Source organism: Pelomonas candidula (assembly GCF_043555985.1).
In the GTDB taxonomy this organism is placed as follows: Bacteria; Pseudomonadota; Gammaproteobacteria; order Burkholderiales; family Burkholderiaceae_C; genus Pelomonas; species Pelomonas candidula.
Map to the genome: position 1 here is coordinate 1 of NZ_JBIGIC010000018.1, position 14,304 is coordinate 14,304.

At 71.0% G+C, this 14,304-nt stretch carries 13 protein-coding genes; 12 read left to right on the top strand and 1 reads right to left on the bottom strand.

The features are described from left to right. Positions 1-131 precede the first annotated feature (131 nt). On the top strand, positions 132-1,382 hold the full coding sequence (locus ACG04R_RS25500; protein ID WP_394416780.1) for a putative DNA modification/repair radical SAM protein: 1,251 nt from the start codon (positions 132-134) through the stop codon (positions 1,380-1,382). After that, positions 1,382-2,137: a TIGR03915 family putative DNA repair protein gene (locus tag ACG04R_RS25505; protein WP_394416782.1), complete on the top strand. Its 756-nt coding sequence runs from the start codon at positions 1,382-1,384 to the stop codon at positions 2,135-2,137. The genes ACG04R_RS25500 and ACG04R_RS25505 overlap by 1 nt, the downstream gene beginning before the upstream one ends. On the opposite strand, the gene ACG04R_RS25510 is transcribed toward ACG04R_RS25505, so the two are convergent. Next, the gene (locus ACG04R_RS25510; protein ID WP_394416784.1) at positions 2,134-3,609 is read right to left on the bottom strand and encodes a hypothetical protein; all 1,476 of its coding nucleotides are present in this window, start codon (positions 3,607-3,609) and stop codon (positions 2,134-2,136) included. The two genes, ACG04R_RS25505 and ACG04R_RS25510, sit on opposite strands and share 4 nt — an antisense overlap. A gap of 197 nt (positions 3,610-3,806) precedes the next feature. Between ACG04R_RS25510 and ACG04R_RS25515 the strand changes: the two genes are divergently transcribed. The 10 genes from ACG04R_RS25515 to ACG04R_RS25560 all read left to right on the top strand — a co-directional run bounded on the left by ACG04R_RS25515 (position 3,807) and on the right by ACG04R_RS25560 (position 14,232). Further along, positions 3,807-4,688, top strand: coding sequence for a glucosamine kinase nucleotide-binding domain-containing protein (locus ACG04R_RS25515; RefSeq protein WP_394416786.1), 882 nt, complete (start codon positions 3,807-3,809; stop codon positions 4,686-4,688). Next, complete coding sequence (locus ACG04R_RS25520) at positions 4,685-5,413, top strand: GntR family transcriptional regulator (RefSeq protein ID WP_394416788.1); 729 nt, start codon at positions 4,685-4,687, stop codon at positions 5,411-5,413. The genes ACG04R_RS25515 and ACG04R_RS25520 overlap by 4 nt, the downstream gene beginning before the upstream one ends. 151 nt (positions 5,414-5,564) lie before the next feature. Continuing rightward, a complete protein-coding gene (gene nagA, locus ACG04R_RS25525; RefSeq protein WP_394416790.1) occupies positions 5,565-6,689 on the top strand; it encodes an N-acetylglucosamine-6-phosphate deacetylase in 1,125 nt (374 codons plus the stop codon). Then, a complete protein-coding gene (locus ACG04R_RS25530; RefSeq protein WP_394416792.1) occupies positions 6,670-7,704 on the top strand; it encodes an SIS domain-containing protein in 1,035 nt (344 codons plus the stop codon). The genes nagA and ACG04R_RS25530 overlap by 20 nt, the downstream gene beginning before the upstream one ends. 15 nt (positions 7,705-7,719) lie before the next feature. Continuing rightward, entirely contained in the window at positions 7,720-9,192 is a 1,473-nt protein-coding gene (nagZ, locus tag ACG04R_RS25535; protein WP_394416794.1) for a beta-N-acetylhexosaminidase, read from the top strand. Further along, positions 9,192-10,469: an MFS transporter gene (locus ACG04R_RS25540; protein ID WP_394416796.1), complete on the top strand. Its 1,278-nt coding sequence runs from the start codon at positions 9,192-9,194 to the stop codon at positions 10,467-10,469. The genes nagZ and ACG04R_RS25540 overlap by 1 nt, the downstream gene beginning before the upstream one ends. Next, the gene (locus tag ACG04R_RS25545) at positions 10,466-11,308 is read left to right on the top strand and encodes a glycoside hydrolase family 16 protein (RefSeq protein ID WP_394416798.1); all 843 of its coding nucleotides are present in this window, start codon (positions 10,466-10,468) and stop codon (positions 11,306-11,308) included. The genes ACG04R_RS25540 and ACG04R_RS25545 overlap by 4 nt, the downstream gene beginning before the upstream one ends. Continuing rightward, the gene (locus ACG04R_RS25550; protein ID WP_394416800.1) at positions 11,305-12,447 is read left to right on the top strand and encodes a glycoside hydrolase family 18 protein; all 1,143 of its coding nucleotides are present in this window, start codon (positions 11,305-11,307) and stop codon (positions 12,445-12,447) included. Before ACG04R_RS25545 ends, ACG04R_RS25550 begins: the two co-directional genes overlap by 4 nt. Beyond that, positions 12,444-13,505, top strand: coding sequence for an acyltransferase family protein (locus ACG04R_RS25555; protein WP_394416802.1), 1,062 nt, complete (start codon positions 12,444-12,446; stop codon positions 13,503-13,505). Before ACG04R_RS25550 ends, ACG04R_RS25555 begins: the two co-directional genes overlap by 4 nt. Positions 13,506-13,518: 13 nt before the next feature. Beyond that, positions 13,519-14,232: a DUF6445 family protein gene (locus ACG04R_RS25560; protein WP_394416803.1), complete on the top strand. Its 714-nt coding sequence runs from the start codon at positions 13,519-13,521 to the stop codon at positions 14,230-14,232. Positions 14,233-14,304 lie beyond the last annotated feature (72 nt).

Consider the following 14,304-nt stretch of genomic DNA (forward strand, 5'->3'; position numbering starts at 1 on the left):
GCATCCTTCATCCTTGGCCAAACCAGCGCTTCGACGCCACCCACCCAAGGCAGGAGCCCGGTGCGGGAATTCTGCACGCCGGGATCTGCGCGGGGGGCGCCCGGTAACGGGTGGCCCTATCGCAATTCTACATGGAAGTCCAGGACAAGCTCGCCATCCTTGCCGACGCCGCCAAGTACGACGCGTCGTGCGCCAGCAGCGGCACCGAAAAGCGCGACTCTCGCGACGGCAAGGGCCTGGGCTCGACGAGCAACGGCATCTGCCACGCCTACACGCCCGACGGGCGCTGCATCTCGCTGCTGAAGGTGCTGCTGACGAACTGGTGCGTCTACGACTGCCTCTACTGCATCAACCGCCAATCCAGTGACGTGAAGCGCGCACGCTTCACCGTCGACGAGGTCGTGCGGCTCACGCTGTCCTTCTACCGCCGCAACGCCATCGAGGGGCTGTTCCTGTCCAGCGGCATCATCCGCACGCCCGACTACACGATGGAGCAGGTCATCGAGGTCGCGCGGCGGCTGCGCGAGGAGGAGCACTTCCGGGGCTACATCCACCTCAAGACCATCCCCGACGCGTCGCCCGAACTGGTCGAGCGCGCCGGCCGCTACGCCGACCGGCTGTCCATCAACGTCGAGCTGCCCAGCGCGGCGAGCCTGAAGCAGTTGGCGCCCGAGAAGGACGCCGCCGGCATCGAGCGCACGATGTCGCGCATCCACCTGCGGCTGCAGGCGGCCCGCGAGGCGAAGCGAGAAGCCCAGGCCATCCGCGCGCTGCCCGGCGCCGTGGCGGGCGCCGTGAAGCCGCCGCCCTTCGCGCCGGCCGGTCAGAGCACGCAGCTCATCGTTGGCGCCGATGCCTCCGACGACCGCGTGGTGCTGCAGCTTTCCAGCCGGCTCTACACCGGCCAGCGGCTGCGGCGCGTTTACTACTCGGCCTACAGCCCCATTCCGCATGCCCACCGCGCGCTGCCCGCCCAGGCCGCGCCGCTGCTGCGCGAGCACCGGCTCTACCAGGCCGACTGGCTGATGCGCTTCTACGGCTTCCAGGCCGACGAGATCGTCACTGAGGCCGGCTTCCTGTCGCTGCGCCACGACCCCAAGCTGGCCTGGGCGCTGGCCCACCCCGAGGTGTTCCCGCTCGACGTCGACCGAGCCCCCCGCGAGCAGTTGCTGCGCGTGCCGGGGCTGGGCGTGGGCTCGGTCGACAAGCTGCTGGCCGCGCGCCAGCACCGGCGGCTTCGCCGCGCCGACCTGCTCGCGCTGGGGCCCTCGGGCAAGAAGGCGCTGCCCTTCGTCGTGACGGTGGACCACCGCCCGCGCCCGGCTGATGTGCAGGCACTGGCGCGGCCCGTCGCTGCCCCACAGCAGGCGGCGCTGTTCTGATGAACCTGCCGCTGCGCTACCCCGCTGACTGGGACGGCTTCGCCGCGCAACTGCCGGCGCTGCTGGCCGGCGATGCCGACTGGACGCACGACGTGGGCGCCCAGGCCGCGCTGTTCGGCGATGCCCCGCCGACGCCGCCGGCCCCCTGGGCGCCGCCCGACGGCTGGGACGCGCTGGGCCGTCAGGTGGCCATGCATGCCGACGACGACCGCTACGCGCGGCTGCTCGCCTTTGCGCGCCGGCTGCAGCGCGAGCCGGGCCTGTGGGGCGACCTGCTGGACCCGGAGCGCCGCCACCTTCAGTCGCTGGCCCGGCAGGTGCGCCGCGAGATCCACAAGATGCATGCCTTCGTGCGCTTTCGCGAGGTGGCCGACGACCAGGCGCCGGGCGGCCGCCGGCATGTCGCGTGGTTCGAGCCGGTCCACCACGTGCTGCGCGCGGCTGCGCCGTTCTTCGTGAAGCGCTTCGCCCAGCACGCCTGGGCCATCCTGACCCCACGCGGCTGCCTGCACTGGGACGGCAGCCGCCTCACCGGCGCCGGCCCTGCGCTCCGTGAGGACGCGCCACCCGAGGACGCCGGCGAGGCGCTGTGGCTGACCTACTACCGCAGTATCTTCAACCCGGCGCGGCTCAAGATCGGCATGATGAAGAAGGAGATGCCGGTGCGCTACTGGGCACAGATGCCCGAGACTCGGCTCATCAGCGAGCTGGTGAAGGACGCGCCGCGGCGAGAGGCGCGGATGCGTTCTGTCTAGGCGGACTGAGCTTCAAAAAGTAGCGCGAGCTGGCTCGCGATCAGCAGCTCCTGCCGTGTCCAGGCCCGTGTGGCACGTGCATCGACAAGCCACAGCGCGCCGGCGAGCTGCGCGCCGTCGTAGAGCGGCACCTCGATGCGCGCCTCGGCCGCGCCGGTCAGGCCGGCCAGCTCATCGTGGCAGGGGTGCAGGGCCGCGTCGGGCAGGGCCAGCGGTGCGCCGTGGCGGGTCAGCAGGTCGATATAGCGGGCATGGGAGTCGGCGTTCAGCCCTTGCGGCCCCAGCGGCCAGCGGATGACGCTGGCCACGCCCAGGATGCGGCTGCTGGCCGCCTTCAGTTCGGCCAGCGCTTCATGCGGCGGGATGCTGGCCAGGCGCTGGCGCTGCCCGCACAGGTGCAGCAACAGCTCCTCAGGCGAAACCGGTGTGCCGGTGTCGTCGGCCGGCGGCGCGGCCAGCGTGGCACGTGCAGGCAGGGACAGGCGCTCGATCTCCGACTGCAGGGCCAGGTGTTGCCAGAGATGCTCCAGTGCGCCGGCGGCGTCGCCTTCGGCCTGCAGCAGCTGGGCCAGCTGCAGGTGGGCCTGGCGGGCCTGGGCGCGGGCCTGGATGCGTTGCGCCAGCTGCAGGCCGTGGCGCGTGGAGCGCACGGCGGCGGCGTTGTCCCCGCGGGCCAGCGCGATCTCGGTCCAGGTGCGGCTGGCGGCGGCCTCCAGCCAGGGGTAGCCCTGGCGGGCGGCGATGTCGAGGGCCAGGCGGCAGTCGGCCACGGCCCAGTCCATGCGCTGGCGGGCCAGCGCGGCGCGGGCCAGGTGCCAGTGCGCCTCGGCCTCGAACACGCGGTGTCCGCCGCGGCGCGCCGCCGCGAGGCCGTGGCTGAAGTGGCGCTCGGCCGCGGGCAGGTCGCCGGTCTCGAAGCTGCCGACGCCGATGTTCAGCGCCAACTTGGCGGCGAGGTAGCTGTCGTCCCCCTCTTTGGCGGATTGGGTGAGGTGCTCGGCGGCGTCACGCATCTGGCGCAGGCCCCGGGCCCAGTCGGCCTGCGCGTAGTAGATCTGGCCCAGGCCGATGCGCGCGGCCACGCCGGTCTGCAGATGGCCGCTGACTTCGGAAAGGTCCAGCGCGCGCGACCACTGCTCGCTGGCGAGCTGGTACTCGCCCTGCTGGTAGGCGATGCGCCCCAGCGCCTCGCAGACGCGCGCGGCCTGGATGGGGAAGTGGCCCGCCGCGGCCAGCGCGCCGGCCTGCTCCAGTGCCGGCAGCAGCTCCAGCGCGCGGCCGCGCGGCTCCAGCAGGCCGAAGCGGGCGTAGAGCGTATCCACGCCGACAGCGGTGTCGCCGGCGGCGAAGGCGTTCGCGCTCAGGTGGTCCAGCAGCCGGTCGGCCAGGGCGGGGTGGCGGTGGCCGACACGGGCGATGCGGCCCAGCAGGTCCGACAGGGCTTCGCTGGCAGCAGGTTGGAGCGTGAACACGGCGGGGGCGTCAGGTTGGTTTCTCACTGGTATTCTTGTTCATCCGAGAGCCTTCCCAACCCCGGCAAGGGCGGGTCCGTGGTCCGCAAAGAAGACCGTAGACCAGTTTAAAACCAATTGACGATGCCTGTCGTTGGTATTAGAGTGGTATCGACTGATTCGCGTCGACCATGTTGCCTGCTCTCGATCCTTCTCTTGTGACCTCTCACGACTCCGGTCGGCCCGCCCGCTGGTGGGTCGGCATCGACGGCGGCGGCACCAGCACGCGGGCCGTCGTGGCCGACGCCGGCGGCCAACTGCTGGGCCGCGGCGAGTCCGGCGCGTCGGCGCTGAACCAGGGGGTCGAACAGGCCTGGCGGCATATCGCCGAGGCGATTGAACGCGCCAGCGTGCCGGGCTTGCAGCTGCAGGATTGTGCGCTGGGCCTGGGGCTGTCCGGCACGGGTGTTCCCGCGCAGCTGCAGGGCTTCGTCGCGGCCGATCCGGGTGTTGCGCGCTTCGCATTGATCACCGACGGCCTGGCCGGTCTGCTGGGCGCGCATGGCGGCCGGGCCGGCGCGCTGCTGATCTCGGGCACCGGCTCCGTGGCCGAAGCGCTGCTGGAAGACGGCACGCGCCGCATGACGGGCGGCTGGGGCTGGCAGATCGGCGACGAGGGCAGCGGCGCCTGGCTGGGCCAGCAGGCGATGAAGGTCGCCCAGGCTGCTTTCGATGGCCGTGCGCCGCGCGGTGCGCTGGCCGACAGCGTTTACGCCGCTGCCGGGCCGAGCCGCGAAGACTTGTTGGCCTTTTGCGCCCAGGCCGGCCAGGGCGGCTATGCCGGCCTCGCACGGCTCGTGTTCGAGAACGAGCATGCCGACCCCGCTGCCGCCGCGCTGCTCGACGAGGCCGCACGCGCGCTGGACGCGCTTGCCGAGGCCCTCCATCCCTCCTTGCCGCTGGCCCTGGCCGGCAGCATCGCGCTGCGCCTGGCGCCGCGCCTCGGCCCGGCCCTGCAGGCCCGCCGTGTCGAACCCCAGGGCGATGCCGCTGCCGGCGCACTCTGGCTGATCCAACAACAAGAGACAACCTCCCCATGAGCGCTGTTTTCGATTTCAAACCCGACCCCAACGCGGCGTCGCCCCTGTATATGCAACTGGCGCAGAGCCTGGCGCAGGCCATCCGCGACGGTGTCTTCCACGCCGACGAGGCGCTGCCGAGCGAGCGCGTGCTGGCCGAGCAGCTGGAGCTGTCGCGCGTCACCGCGCGCAAGGCCATCGACCGGCTCGTCGAGCAAGGGCTGATCATCCGCAAGCGCGGCTCGGGCAACTACATCGCGCCCAAGCTGGAGCAGCCGCTGACGCGCCTGACCAGCTTCTCCGAGGAGCTGCACCAGCGCGGCTTCGTGCCGGGCTCGCGCTGGCTGCTGCGCGGCTTCACGCCGGCGGCGCCGGACGAGCAGCTGTCGCTGGAACTGAAGAGCGGTGAGCGCGTCGCTCGCCTGGAGCGGCTGCGGCTGGCGGACTCGGTCGTCATGGCCTACGAGGTCAGCGTGCTGCCGCAGAGCGTGCTGCCCGACCCGCAGAAGGTCGAGGCCTCGTTGTACTCGCACCTCGGCGACCGCGCCCCGGTGCGTGCGCTGCAGCACATCCGGGCGCTGAACGCGGACGCCAAGCTGGCGGGCCTGCTGGAGGTGCCGCTGGGCGCCGCGGTGCTGTTCATCACGCGGGTGGGCTATCTGGCCTCCGGTCAGGCGGTGGAGCTGACGCACTCCTACTGCCGCAGCGACTACTACGACTTCGTCGCCGAGATGCGCCGGGAATGATGATGCCCCTCGTCCAACGATTGCGTTGGCCGGTCCCCCGCGGGGACGGCGATGCTTGCCGGGTTGACCGGCAAGCACATCGCCATGGCGGGCCGGCTTGGGAGCGGCCCGGCGCTCGGCCCGCGGAAGTCACGACGTGTTGGAGAGGCTGATGCGACTCGAAGGCGACATCGTCACGCCGCAGGGCGTGATCGCCGGCCACCTGGACATCGCTGACGGCCGCATTGCTGCCGTCAGCGGCACGCCCATTGACGCTTCTCGCGCCGGTGAGGGCGGCCGCGCCGTGCTGCTGCCCGGCTTCATCGACACCCACGTGCACGGCGGTGGTGGCCGCGACACGATGGAGGCCGGCGACGCCATCGAGACGATTGCACGCCGCCATGTGCGCCACGGCACGACGGCCTTCCTCGCGACGACGATGACCGCGCCGGTCGGCGACATCGAGGCTGCCTTGCGCGCCCTCGGCCCCGTCTGCCGAGAGCGTGGTGCGCAGTCGGCGCGCGTGCTGGGCGTGCATCTGGAAGGGCCCTACATCAACCCCGACCGTCTCGGCGCCCAGCCGGCGCACGCGATTCCCGCGACGCTGGCCGAGGTCATGCGGCTGAACGAATTCGCGCCCATCAGGGTGCTGACCATCGCGCCCGAGATGGCCGGCCACATCGCGCTGATCGGCCCGCTGCGCGATGCCGGCATCCGCGTGCAGATCGGCCACAGTGCCGGCAGCTACGACGACGGCGTGGCGGCGCTGAACGCCGGCGCGGCCGGCTTCACCCACCTCTTCAACGCCATGACGGGCCTGCACCATCGCGAGCCCGGCATGGTCGGCGCGGCGCTGGCGCATGGCCGGCATGCCGAGCTCATCCCCGACCTGCTGCACGTGCACCCCGGCGCCATCCGCGTCGCGCTGCGCTGCATCCCGGGCCTGTTCTGCGTGACCGACTCGACCGCCGCCGCCGGCATGCCCGACGGCGAGTACCGCCTGGGCGAATACACGGTGCAGAAATGCCTGGGCGGCGTGCGCCTGGCCGACGGCACGCTGGCCGGCAGCGCACTGACGATGGACCAGGCGCTGCGCAACCTCGTGCAGGCGCTGGGCCTGGATCTCGTGGACGCCTCACGTCGCGTGTCGACGGCGGCGGCCGATTACCTGGGCCTCGCGGATCGTGGGCGGCTCGCCCCCGGCGCGTGGGCGGATGTGGTCGTGATGGATGGCGCGCTCGATCTGCGGCGCGTGTTTGTGGAAGGTGAAGAGGTCGATGTCGTCTTTGATGCTTGAGGAGGCGCTGAGCGCGCCGGACGTGGTGGCCCGCCAGCTGGCGGCCGACCCGTTGAGTTACGCCCGCCTGGGCCAGTCGCTGCAGGAGCTGCCGCCCACCAGCGTGCTGACCATTGCGCGCGGCAGCTCCGACCATGCGGCCCACTACCTGGCCTATCTCGTCATGGCGCGGCTGGGCCGGCTGGTCACATCGCTGCCGATGTCGCTGATCACGCTGTACCAGAGCCGCATCCACTGCGAGGGCCTGCTGTCGCTGGCCTTCTCGCAGTCCGGCCAGAGCCCCGACCTGATCGCACCGACGACCTTCTTCCGCGAGGGCGGCGCGCGCACGGTGGCCTTCGTCAACGCCAGCGGCTCGCCGCTGGCCGCCGCGGCCGAGCATGTGTTCGAGCTGCACGCCGGCCCCGAGAAGAGCGTCGCCGCGACGAAGAGCTACATCGCCCAACTCGTTGCCGGTGCCCGCGTCGTGGCCGCCTGGCAGCAGGACGATGCGCTGCGTGCCGCGCTGAACGTGCTGCCCATCGCGCTGGAGCAGGCCGCCAAGCTGGACTGGAGCGCTGCGCTGCCGGTGCTGCAGAACGAGGAGCGCCTGTTCGTGCTGGGCCGCGGCACGGGCCTGGCCGTCGCGATGGAAGCGGCGCTGAAGCTGAAGGAGACCTGCGGCATCCAGGCCGAGGCCTTCTCGGGCGCCGAAGTCAAGCATGGCCCGATGGCGCTGGTGCGCGACGGCTATCCGCTGCTCGTCTTCGCGCCGCGCGGTCCCGCGCAAGCCGGCCTGCTGGCCATCGCCGAGGAGATGAGCACCCGTGGTGGCCGCGTGCTGCTGGCCGCGCCCATCGGCACGCGCTGCTCGGCCGGTATCGAGCTGCTGCCGCTGGTCACGACCGGCAACGAGGACCTCGACCCCATCGCCCTCGTGCAGAGCTTCTACCCGATGGTCGAGGCGCTGGCGCGTGCGCGCGGCTTCAACCCGGACGTTCCGCCAAACCTGGCCAAGGTCACCAAGACCCACTGAGAAGCTGAGGACAGCATGAGCACCTTCGATCCTGGCCGTCTCGTGATGGTCGACATCCCCGGCAAGTCCCTCGATACCGAGACCGCCGCCTTCCTGCGAGAGCAGAAGATCCGCTCGGTCTGCCTGTTCCGCAAGAACCTCGGCACCGAGGAGGAGGTCCGGGCGCTCGTCGGCGACCTCATCGACGTGCTGGGCCCCGAGGCGCTGATCGGCATCGACCAGGAAGGCGGCGCCGTCGTGCGCGCCACCTTCCTGCCGCAGCCGCCGTCGGCGATGGCGCTGGGCGCCAGCGGCGACGCCGACCGTGCCGAGGCCGTGGGCGCCGCGGTCGCGCGTGGCTTGAAGTCGCTGGGCATCAACTGGAACTTCGCGCCGGTGCTGGACGTCAACAACAACCCGGCCAACCCGGTCATCGGCGAGCGCAGCTTCTCGAACGACCCGGCCGAGGTCAGCCGCCTGGCCGCCGCGTGGATGCGCGGCTCGCTGCGTGAAGGCGTGGCCTGCTGCGTGAAGCACTTTCCCGGCCACGGCGACACGCACGTGGACTCGCACCACGCGCTGCCCACCGTCGACAAGAGCCGCGCCGAGCTGGATGCGCTGGAGCTGGCGCCGTTCAAGGCGCTCGCCGGCCAGGCCCCGGCCATGATGACGGCCCACATCGTCTACCCGCAGATCGACCCCGACCGGCCCGCCACGCTGTCGCCGCAGCTGCTCAAGGGCATCCTGCGCGACGACTGGGGCTACGACGGTGTCGTCATCACCGACGCGCTGATGATGAAGGCCGTCGCCGAGCGCTTCGGCTATGCGAAGAGCGCCGTCATGGCCATCGAGGCCGGCGCCGACATGGTGCTGGCCCAGGGCTCGCTGGCCGAGCAGCTCGTGGCCATCAATGCGTTGCGCGACGCTTTTGCCAAGGGCCGGCTGACGCTCGAGCAGGGCGAGACGGCCAACCGCCGCCTGGACACGCTGGCCGCCGCCTACCCCGCCCGCGTGGTGGGCGATGCCGCCGCGCGTGCGGCTGACCATGCGCTGATGGCGGAGGCCTGGGCGGCCGGCCTGACGGTGCTGCGCGGCGCGAAGCCGCCTGCGCTGACCACGCCCATCCGCGTCATCGTGCAGGGCGACGTGCCGACCGACATGGTCTCCGAGGCGGGCCCCACGGGCCGACAGGCTCTCGCGCTGTTCGACGCCTTCACCGACGCCCAGGTGCGCATGGTGGATGACATCGCCCAGTTCGACTGGTCGACGCTGCCCAAGGATGGCCGCCTCAACGTCGTCGTGTCCACGCGCCGCGCCCGCTACGGGCTGGCTGCCAGCGAGTGGCGGCCCGACCTGCACCTGTCGCTGTGGAACCCCTACCAGGCGCTGGACGTGCACGGCCCGACCGTGCTGACCTGGGGCTTCGCACCCGGTGCCCTGGCCGCACTGAAGGCCTGGCTGGAAGGCCGCACCCAAGCAACCGGCCGTGCGCCGCAGGGACTGCAGTGATGGAACAAGCCAAGACGCCCATGCGGTGGATTCCGACCCTGTACTTCGTGCAGGGCATGCAGTTCTTCGTCGTCATGCTCATCGCGGGCCTGATGTTCAAGAACCTGGGCGTCGCCAACGACCAGATCGCGCGCTGGACCGCCGTGCTGGGCCTGGCCTGGGCCGTCAAGCCGCTGTGGAGCCCCTTCCTGGAGCTGGCGCGCAGCAAGAAGCTCATCGTCACGGCGATGCAGTACCTCGGCGCCGTGGGCCTGGGCCTGATGGCGCTGGCGCTGCACCTGCCGCACTGGTTCGGCGCGGCCATCATCGTGCTGTTCCTGATCGCCTATGCGTCGGCCACGCACGACATCGCCTGCGACGGCCTCTACATGGCCTCGCTGGACAGCAAGCGCCAGGCCGCCTACGCGGGCTGGCAGGGCGCCTTCTTCAACGGCGCGCGCTTCTTCATCACCGGCATTGTGCTCAAGCTCGCCGGCCATCTGGAAGGGCAGGTGGGTGTCGTGAACGCGTGGAGCAGCGTCTTCCTGATGCTGTGCGTGCTGGTCACGGTGCTGGCCACTTACAACGCCAAGTTCCTGCCCGGCACGCTGAGCACCGAGCACAGCGACCTGACGGCCTCGGGCGTCGCCGAGATGCTGAAGGACGTCGTCATCGACTTCTTCAAGAAGCCCGGCATCTGGCTGGCCGTGCTATTCATCGTGCTGTTCCGCCTCGCCGAAGGCCAGGTGCAGACCATCGGCCCGCTGTTCCTGCTCGAAGCGCGCGACAAGGGTGGCCTGGGCCTGACGACCGGCCAGGTGGCCGACGTCTACGGCTGGGTCGGCACGGGCGGCTTCCTGATCGGTTCGGTGCTGGGCGGCTACCTGACCAGCGCGCTGGGCCTGAAGCGTGCAATGCCGCTGCTGCTCGTCGCGATGATGGTGCCCAACTTCACCTTCTACTACCTCGCCAGCACGCTGCCGCAGGACATGCTGCACATCGGCGCGGCGGTGGGCACCGAGATGCTGGGTTACGGCTTCGGCTTCGTCGGCATGATCCTCTACATCATGCAGGCCGTGGCCCCCGGCCGCTACCAGACGGCGCACTACGCGCTGGGCTCGGGCGTCATGCAGCTGGGCTTCATCTTCGCGAAGTTCATCAGCGGCGACATCCAGGTCTCGGTCGGCTACCAGCACTTCTTCGCCTGGACCATCGGTTGCGGTGTGTTGCCGCTGCTGCTGCTGTTCTGGGTGCCGATGCCGCGCACGGCCAAGCCCGCCGAGGCGGTGCCGGCATGAAGGCGGCGCTGGTTCTGCTCGTCGTGGCCACTCCGGTGTTGGCGGGCGGCGAGTTCTTCGACGACTTCTCGCAGAAGGACCTCGACGCGCTGCGTGCCAGCGGCTGGGTACTGCGCGATGGCTCGGGCCATCCGGGCCTCGCCGGCTCACGCTTTTCGCCTGGCCAGCTGTCGCTGGACGCGGGCCTGCTGAAGCTCAAGCTCACGACCGACGGCACCAACGCCAACACGACGCTGGCCCAGCTCTGCGCGCCGCGCAAGTTCCTCGTCGGCACGACGACGGCGCGCGTGCGGCTGCGCGACACACCGGGCTCGCGCGATCCCGTCATCCAGAGCTTCTTCCTGGCCGGCCCGCTCAAGCACGACTACGACCCCGACTTCAGCGAGGTCGACTTCGAATACCTGCCGCACGGCGGCTGGGGCGAGCCCGAGACGCGGCTGTACGGCGTCAGCTGGCACACGGTGCGCATCGACCCGTGGGAGTCGTTCAACCAGGCGTCCATCCTGCAAGGCTCGTTCGACGGCTGGCAGCTGCTGACCGTGCAGGTCGAGGCGACGCGCACGCGCCACTACGTCAACGGCCGCCTCATCGGCGAGCACACCGGCCGCAACGTGCCCAGCCAGCCGATGGCGATCAGCTTCAACCACTGGCTGTCGGCGGGCGCCGTCGCCGGCTCGCAGCGCGACTACGAATTCGACGTCGACTGGGTGCTGCACGAAGCCGGCAGGACGCTGAGCCCCACGGCCATGCAGGCCCGCGCCGCGCAACTGCGCAAAGAGGGCGTGGCCCGGCGTGACACCGTGCCCGACGCGGGCCTCACCAGCGAATGCAATCTATGAAGAAGACCTGGCTCGCCGCACTGGCATTCGTCGCGGCTGCCGCGAACGCCCAGATCAAGCCTTCTCCCGTCGTCGGCACCTATGTCCTGGCCGAGCGCGGCGTCGACGTCGTCGAGCAGCTCAAGCCCGGCAGCGTCACGCACATCCTCTACGCCTTCCTGCTGATCTGCGGCGAGGGCGAACGCAAGCAGGAGGCCGCTGCCTGCGCCGGCCGTCCCAACTTCAGCATCGCGCCGCATGCCGACCAGGAGACCTTCTCCGCGGCGTTCCAGCGCCTGAAGGCACGCGACCCGAAGGTGCAGGTGCTGGCCTCGGTCGGCGGCTGGGGTGGGTCCGACCCGTTCTTCCACCTCGCCGCGACGGCCGAGGGCCGCGCCGCGTTCGTGAAGCAGGCGAGCGACTGGCTGCGCGCTCACCCCGGCTTCGACGGCCTGGACATCGACTGGGAGCACCCGGGCAACAACGGCGCGTCCAACGGCGTGCAGCTGGGCAGCCCGGCCGACGGCGAGCACTTCGTGCAGCTGCTGCAGGATCTGCGCGCGGGCCTGGACGCGCTGGGCCGCGAGGCCGGCCGGCATTACGCGCTGACCACGGCCATCAATTCTTCGAAGGAACAACTCGCGCGCATGCCCATGGGCCGCGCGGCGGCGTCGCTGGATCTGGTCTTCATGATGACCTACGACTTCACCGGCCCGTGGACGAAGAACGCAGGCAATCACGCTGCGCTGCGCAGTGCCAGGCCTGGCGACGACGCCAGCCTGGAGGCGCAAGTAGCCGGCCTCAAGGCCGCGGGCGTGTCGCCGGCCAAGATGGTGGCCGGCGTGGCCATGTACGGCCGCGGCTTCGCCGGCGTGAAGGCCGACGGCAGCTACGCCAAGCCCTGGCCCAACGAGGACGGCTCGGTCGCCTTCAAGGACATCGCCGCGCTGAAGCAGCAGGGCATGACACCGCAGTTCGACAAGCGCACGCAGTCCTGGGCCATGGTGGGCGGCGGCCGCTTCGTCGGCTACGACGACCCGCGCGCGGTGCGTGCCAAGGTGGCGTTCGCGAAGAAGGCGGGCCTGGCCGGCGTGTTCGCGTGGGAGCTGAGCCAGGACAACGGCGAGATCCTGGGCGCGATGAACGCGATGCGGCCGTGAGCCGGCGCATCGCGTCGGTGGATGCGCTGCGCGGCCTGGCCGTCGCGGCCATGCTGCTGGTCAACAACCCGGGCGATTGGGGCCATGTATACGCGCCGCTGGAGCATGCCGCCTGGCACGGCTTCACGCCGACCGACCTGATCTTCCCGTTCTTCCTCTTCATCGTCGGCGTGTCCGCCGCGCTGGCGCTCGGGCCGCGTGTGGATGCGGGCGCCCCGCTGGGGCCGGTGCGCGCGGCCGTCGTGCAGCGCGGGCTGCGCATCGTGGCGCTGGGCCTCGTGCTGCACGCGCTGGCCTGGTGGCTGATGCACAAGCCGGAGTTTCGCGTGCTGGGCGTGCTGCAGCGCATCGGCCTGTGCTTCATCGCCGCCGGACTGGTGGCATTGGGCCTGCGCGCCCGCGGGCAGTGGGTGCTGTTCGTGGCGCTGCTGGCCGGCTACGGCGCGCTGCTGCTGACGGGGCCGACGCTGGAGAAGCTCGGCAGCCTGGCCCAGCGCGTGGACACGGCCGTGCTGGGCCGTTTCGCCTACGAATGGGACCCGGTCACGCGCATCGCCTTCGACCCCGAGGGCCTGCTGTCCACGCTGGGCGCGCTGGCGACGACGCTGTTCGGTGTGCTGTGCGGCGGCCTGCTGCGCCGCGGGCAGGTGCGCGGCCTGCTGCTGAGCGGCATTGCCGCAGCGCTGGTGGGCTGGTGGTGGTCGGCCTGGCTGCCGTGGAACAAGCAGCTGTGGACGCCGTCCTTCGTGCTGTGGACCGGTGGCCTGGCCGCTGTGGCGCTGGCCGCTGCGCACGAGTGGGTGGACCGGCGCGGTCACCGGCCCTGGGGCCGTGCCTTCGGGCTCAACGCGATCGGCGCCTACGCCGGGGCCTGGATGTGCACCGTGCTGCTGGCCGCCACGGGCTGGATGGAGCCGCTGTACCGCGGCGTGTTCGGCCCGCTGGGCCGCTTCGTGGGGCCGGAGGGCCAGTCGCTGAGCTTCGCCGTGGCCTTCGTGGCCGTCTGGGCCGTCATCGTCTGGGCGCTGGACCGGCGCGGCTGGTACTGGAAGATCTGACACGCGAGCCGCCATGAGCGACGACGAGCCGTTCGCGCTGCGCATGCCGCCGGACATCCGCTCCGTGCGGATCGGCGAGCACACGGTCGTCTTCATCGACGACTTCCTGCAGGACCCGCAGGCCCTCGTCGAGGCGGCCAGCCGCGCCCGCTTCGAACCCTGCCCCGGCGCCGACGAGAAGCGCGGTTACCCCGGCATCCGCGCGCCGGTGCCATCGGCCTATTCCGAAAGCCTGACGGCGCTGCTGGACCCGCTGATCAAGGTCAACTTCGGCGTGCCCGAGGCCCTGCCGGTAAAGAAGACGCCCTGCGCCTTCTCGCTGACCACCGTGGCGCCAAGCGAGCTGGGGCCGCTGCAGCGCATACCGCATTTCGACGCCAGCACGCCGCACTACATGGCCGTGCTGCTCTACCTATGCGACGAGCAGCAGGGCGGCACGGCGTTCTATCGCCACCGCGCCACGGGCCTGCAGCAGATCACCGCCGCGAACCGCGAGCGCTACGGGGCCGCGGTCTACGGCGAGGTCGATCGCCGGCCCGCGCCGCCGCGCTATTTCGACGACTCCGACGAGCACTTCGAGTTCCTCGGCATGATGCCGGCGCGCTTCAACCGCCTGGTGATCTATCGTGGCAGCCTGCTGCACTCGGCCATCGTCAACCCGCAGCGCGGCCTGGGAAGCGACCCGCGTACGGGTCGGTTGACGGTCAACACCTTCTACGACTTCTAGGAAGGGGCTGCGACACCCGCGCGGGCCGGGGCTGTCGCCAACCCGCAGGGGTTTTGCAGACCCTTCCTGGCC

Bases quoted from the DNA above. Each gene is read 5' to 3' on its own strand.
- ACG04R_RS25500 (WP_394416780.1), top strand. From the start codon at position 132: ATGGAAGTCCAGGACAAGCTCGCCATCCTTGCCGACGCCGCCAAGTAC.
- ACG04R_RS25505 (WP_394416782.1), top strand. From the start codon at position 1,382: ATGAACCTGCCGCTGCGCTACCCCGCTGACTGGGACGGCTTCGCCGCG.
- ACG04R_RS25520 (WP_394416788.1), top strand. From the start codon at position 4,685: ATGAGCGCTGTTTTCGATTTCAAACCCGACCCCAACGCGGCGTCGCCC.
- nagA (WP_394416790.1), top strand. From the start codon at position 5,565: ATGCGACTCGAAGGCGACATCGTCACGCCGCAGGGCGTGATCGCCGGC.
- ACG04R_RS25530 (WP_394416792.1), top strand. From the start codon at position 6,670: ATGTCGTCTTTGATGCTTGAGGAGGCGCTGAGCGCGCCGGACGTGGTG.
- nagZ (WP_394416794.1), top strand. From the start codon at position 7,720: ATGAGCACCTTCGATCCTGGCCGTCTCGTGATGGTCGACATCCCCGGC.
- ACG04R_RS25540 (WP_394416796.1), top strand. From the start codon at position 9,192: ATGGAACAAGCCAAGACGCCCATGCGGTGGATTCCGACCCTGTACTTC.
- ACG04R_RS25545 (WP_394416798.1), top strand. From the start codon at position 10,466: ATGAAGGCGGCGCTGGTTCTGCTCGTCGTGGCCACTCCGGTGTTGGCG.
- ACG04R_RS25550 (WP_394416800.1), top strand. From the start codon at position 11,305: ATGAAGAAGACCTGGCTCGCCGCACTGGCATTCGTCGCGGCTGCCGCG.
- ACG04R_RS25560 (WP_394416803.1), top strand. From the start codon at position 13,519: ATGAGCGACGACGAGCCGTTCGCGCTGCGCATGCCGCCGGACATCCGC.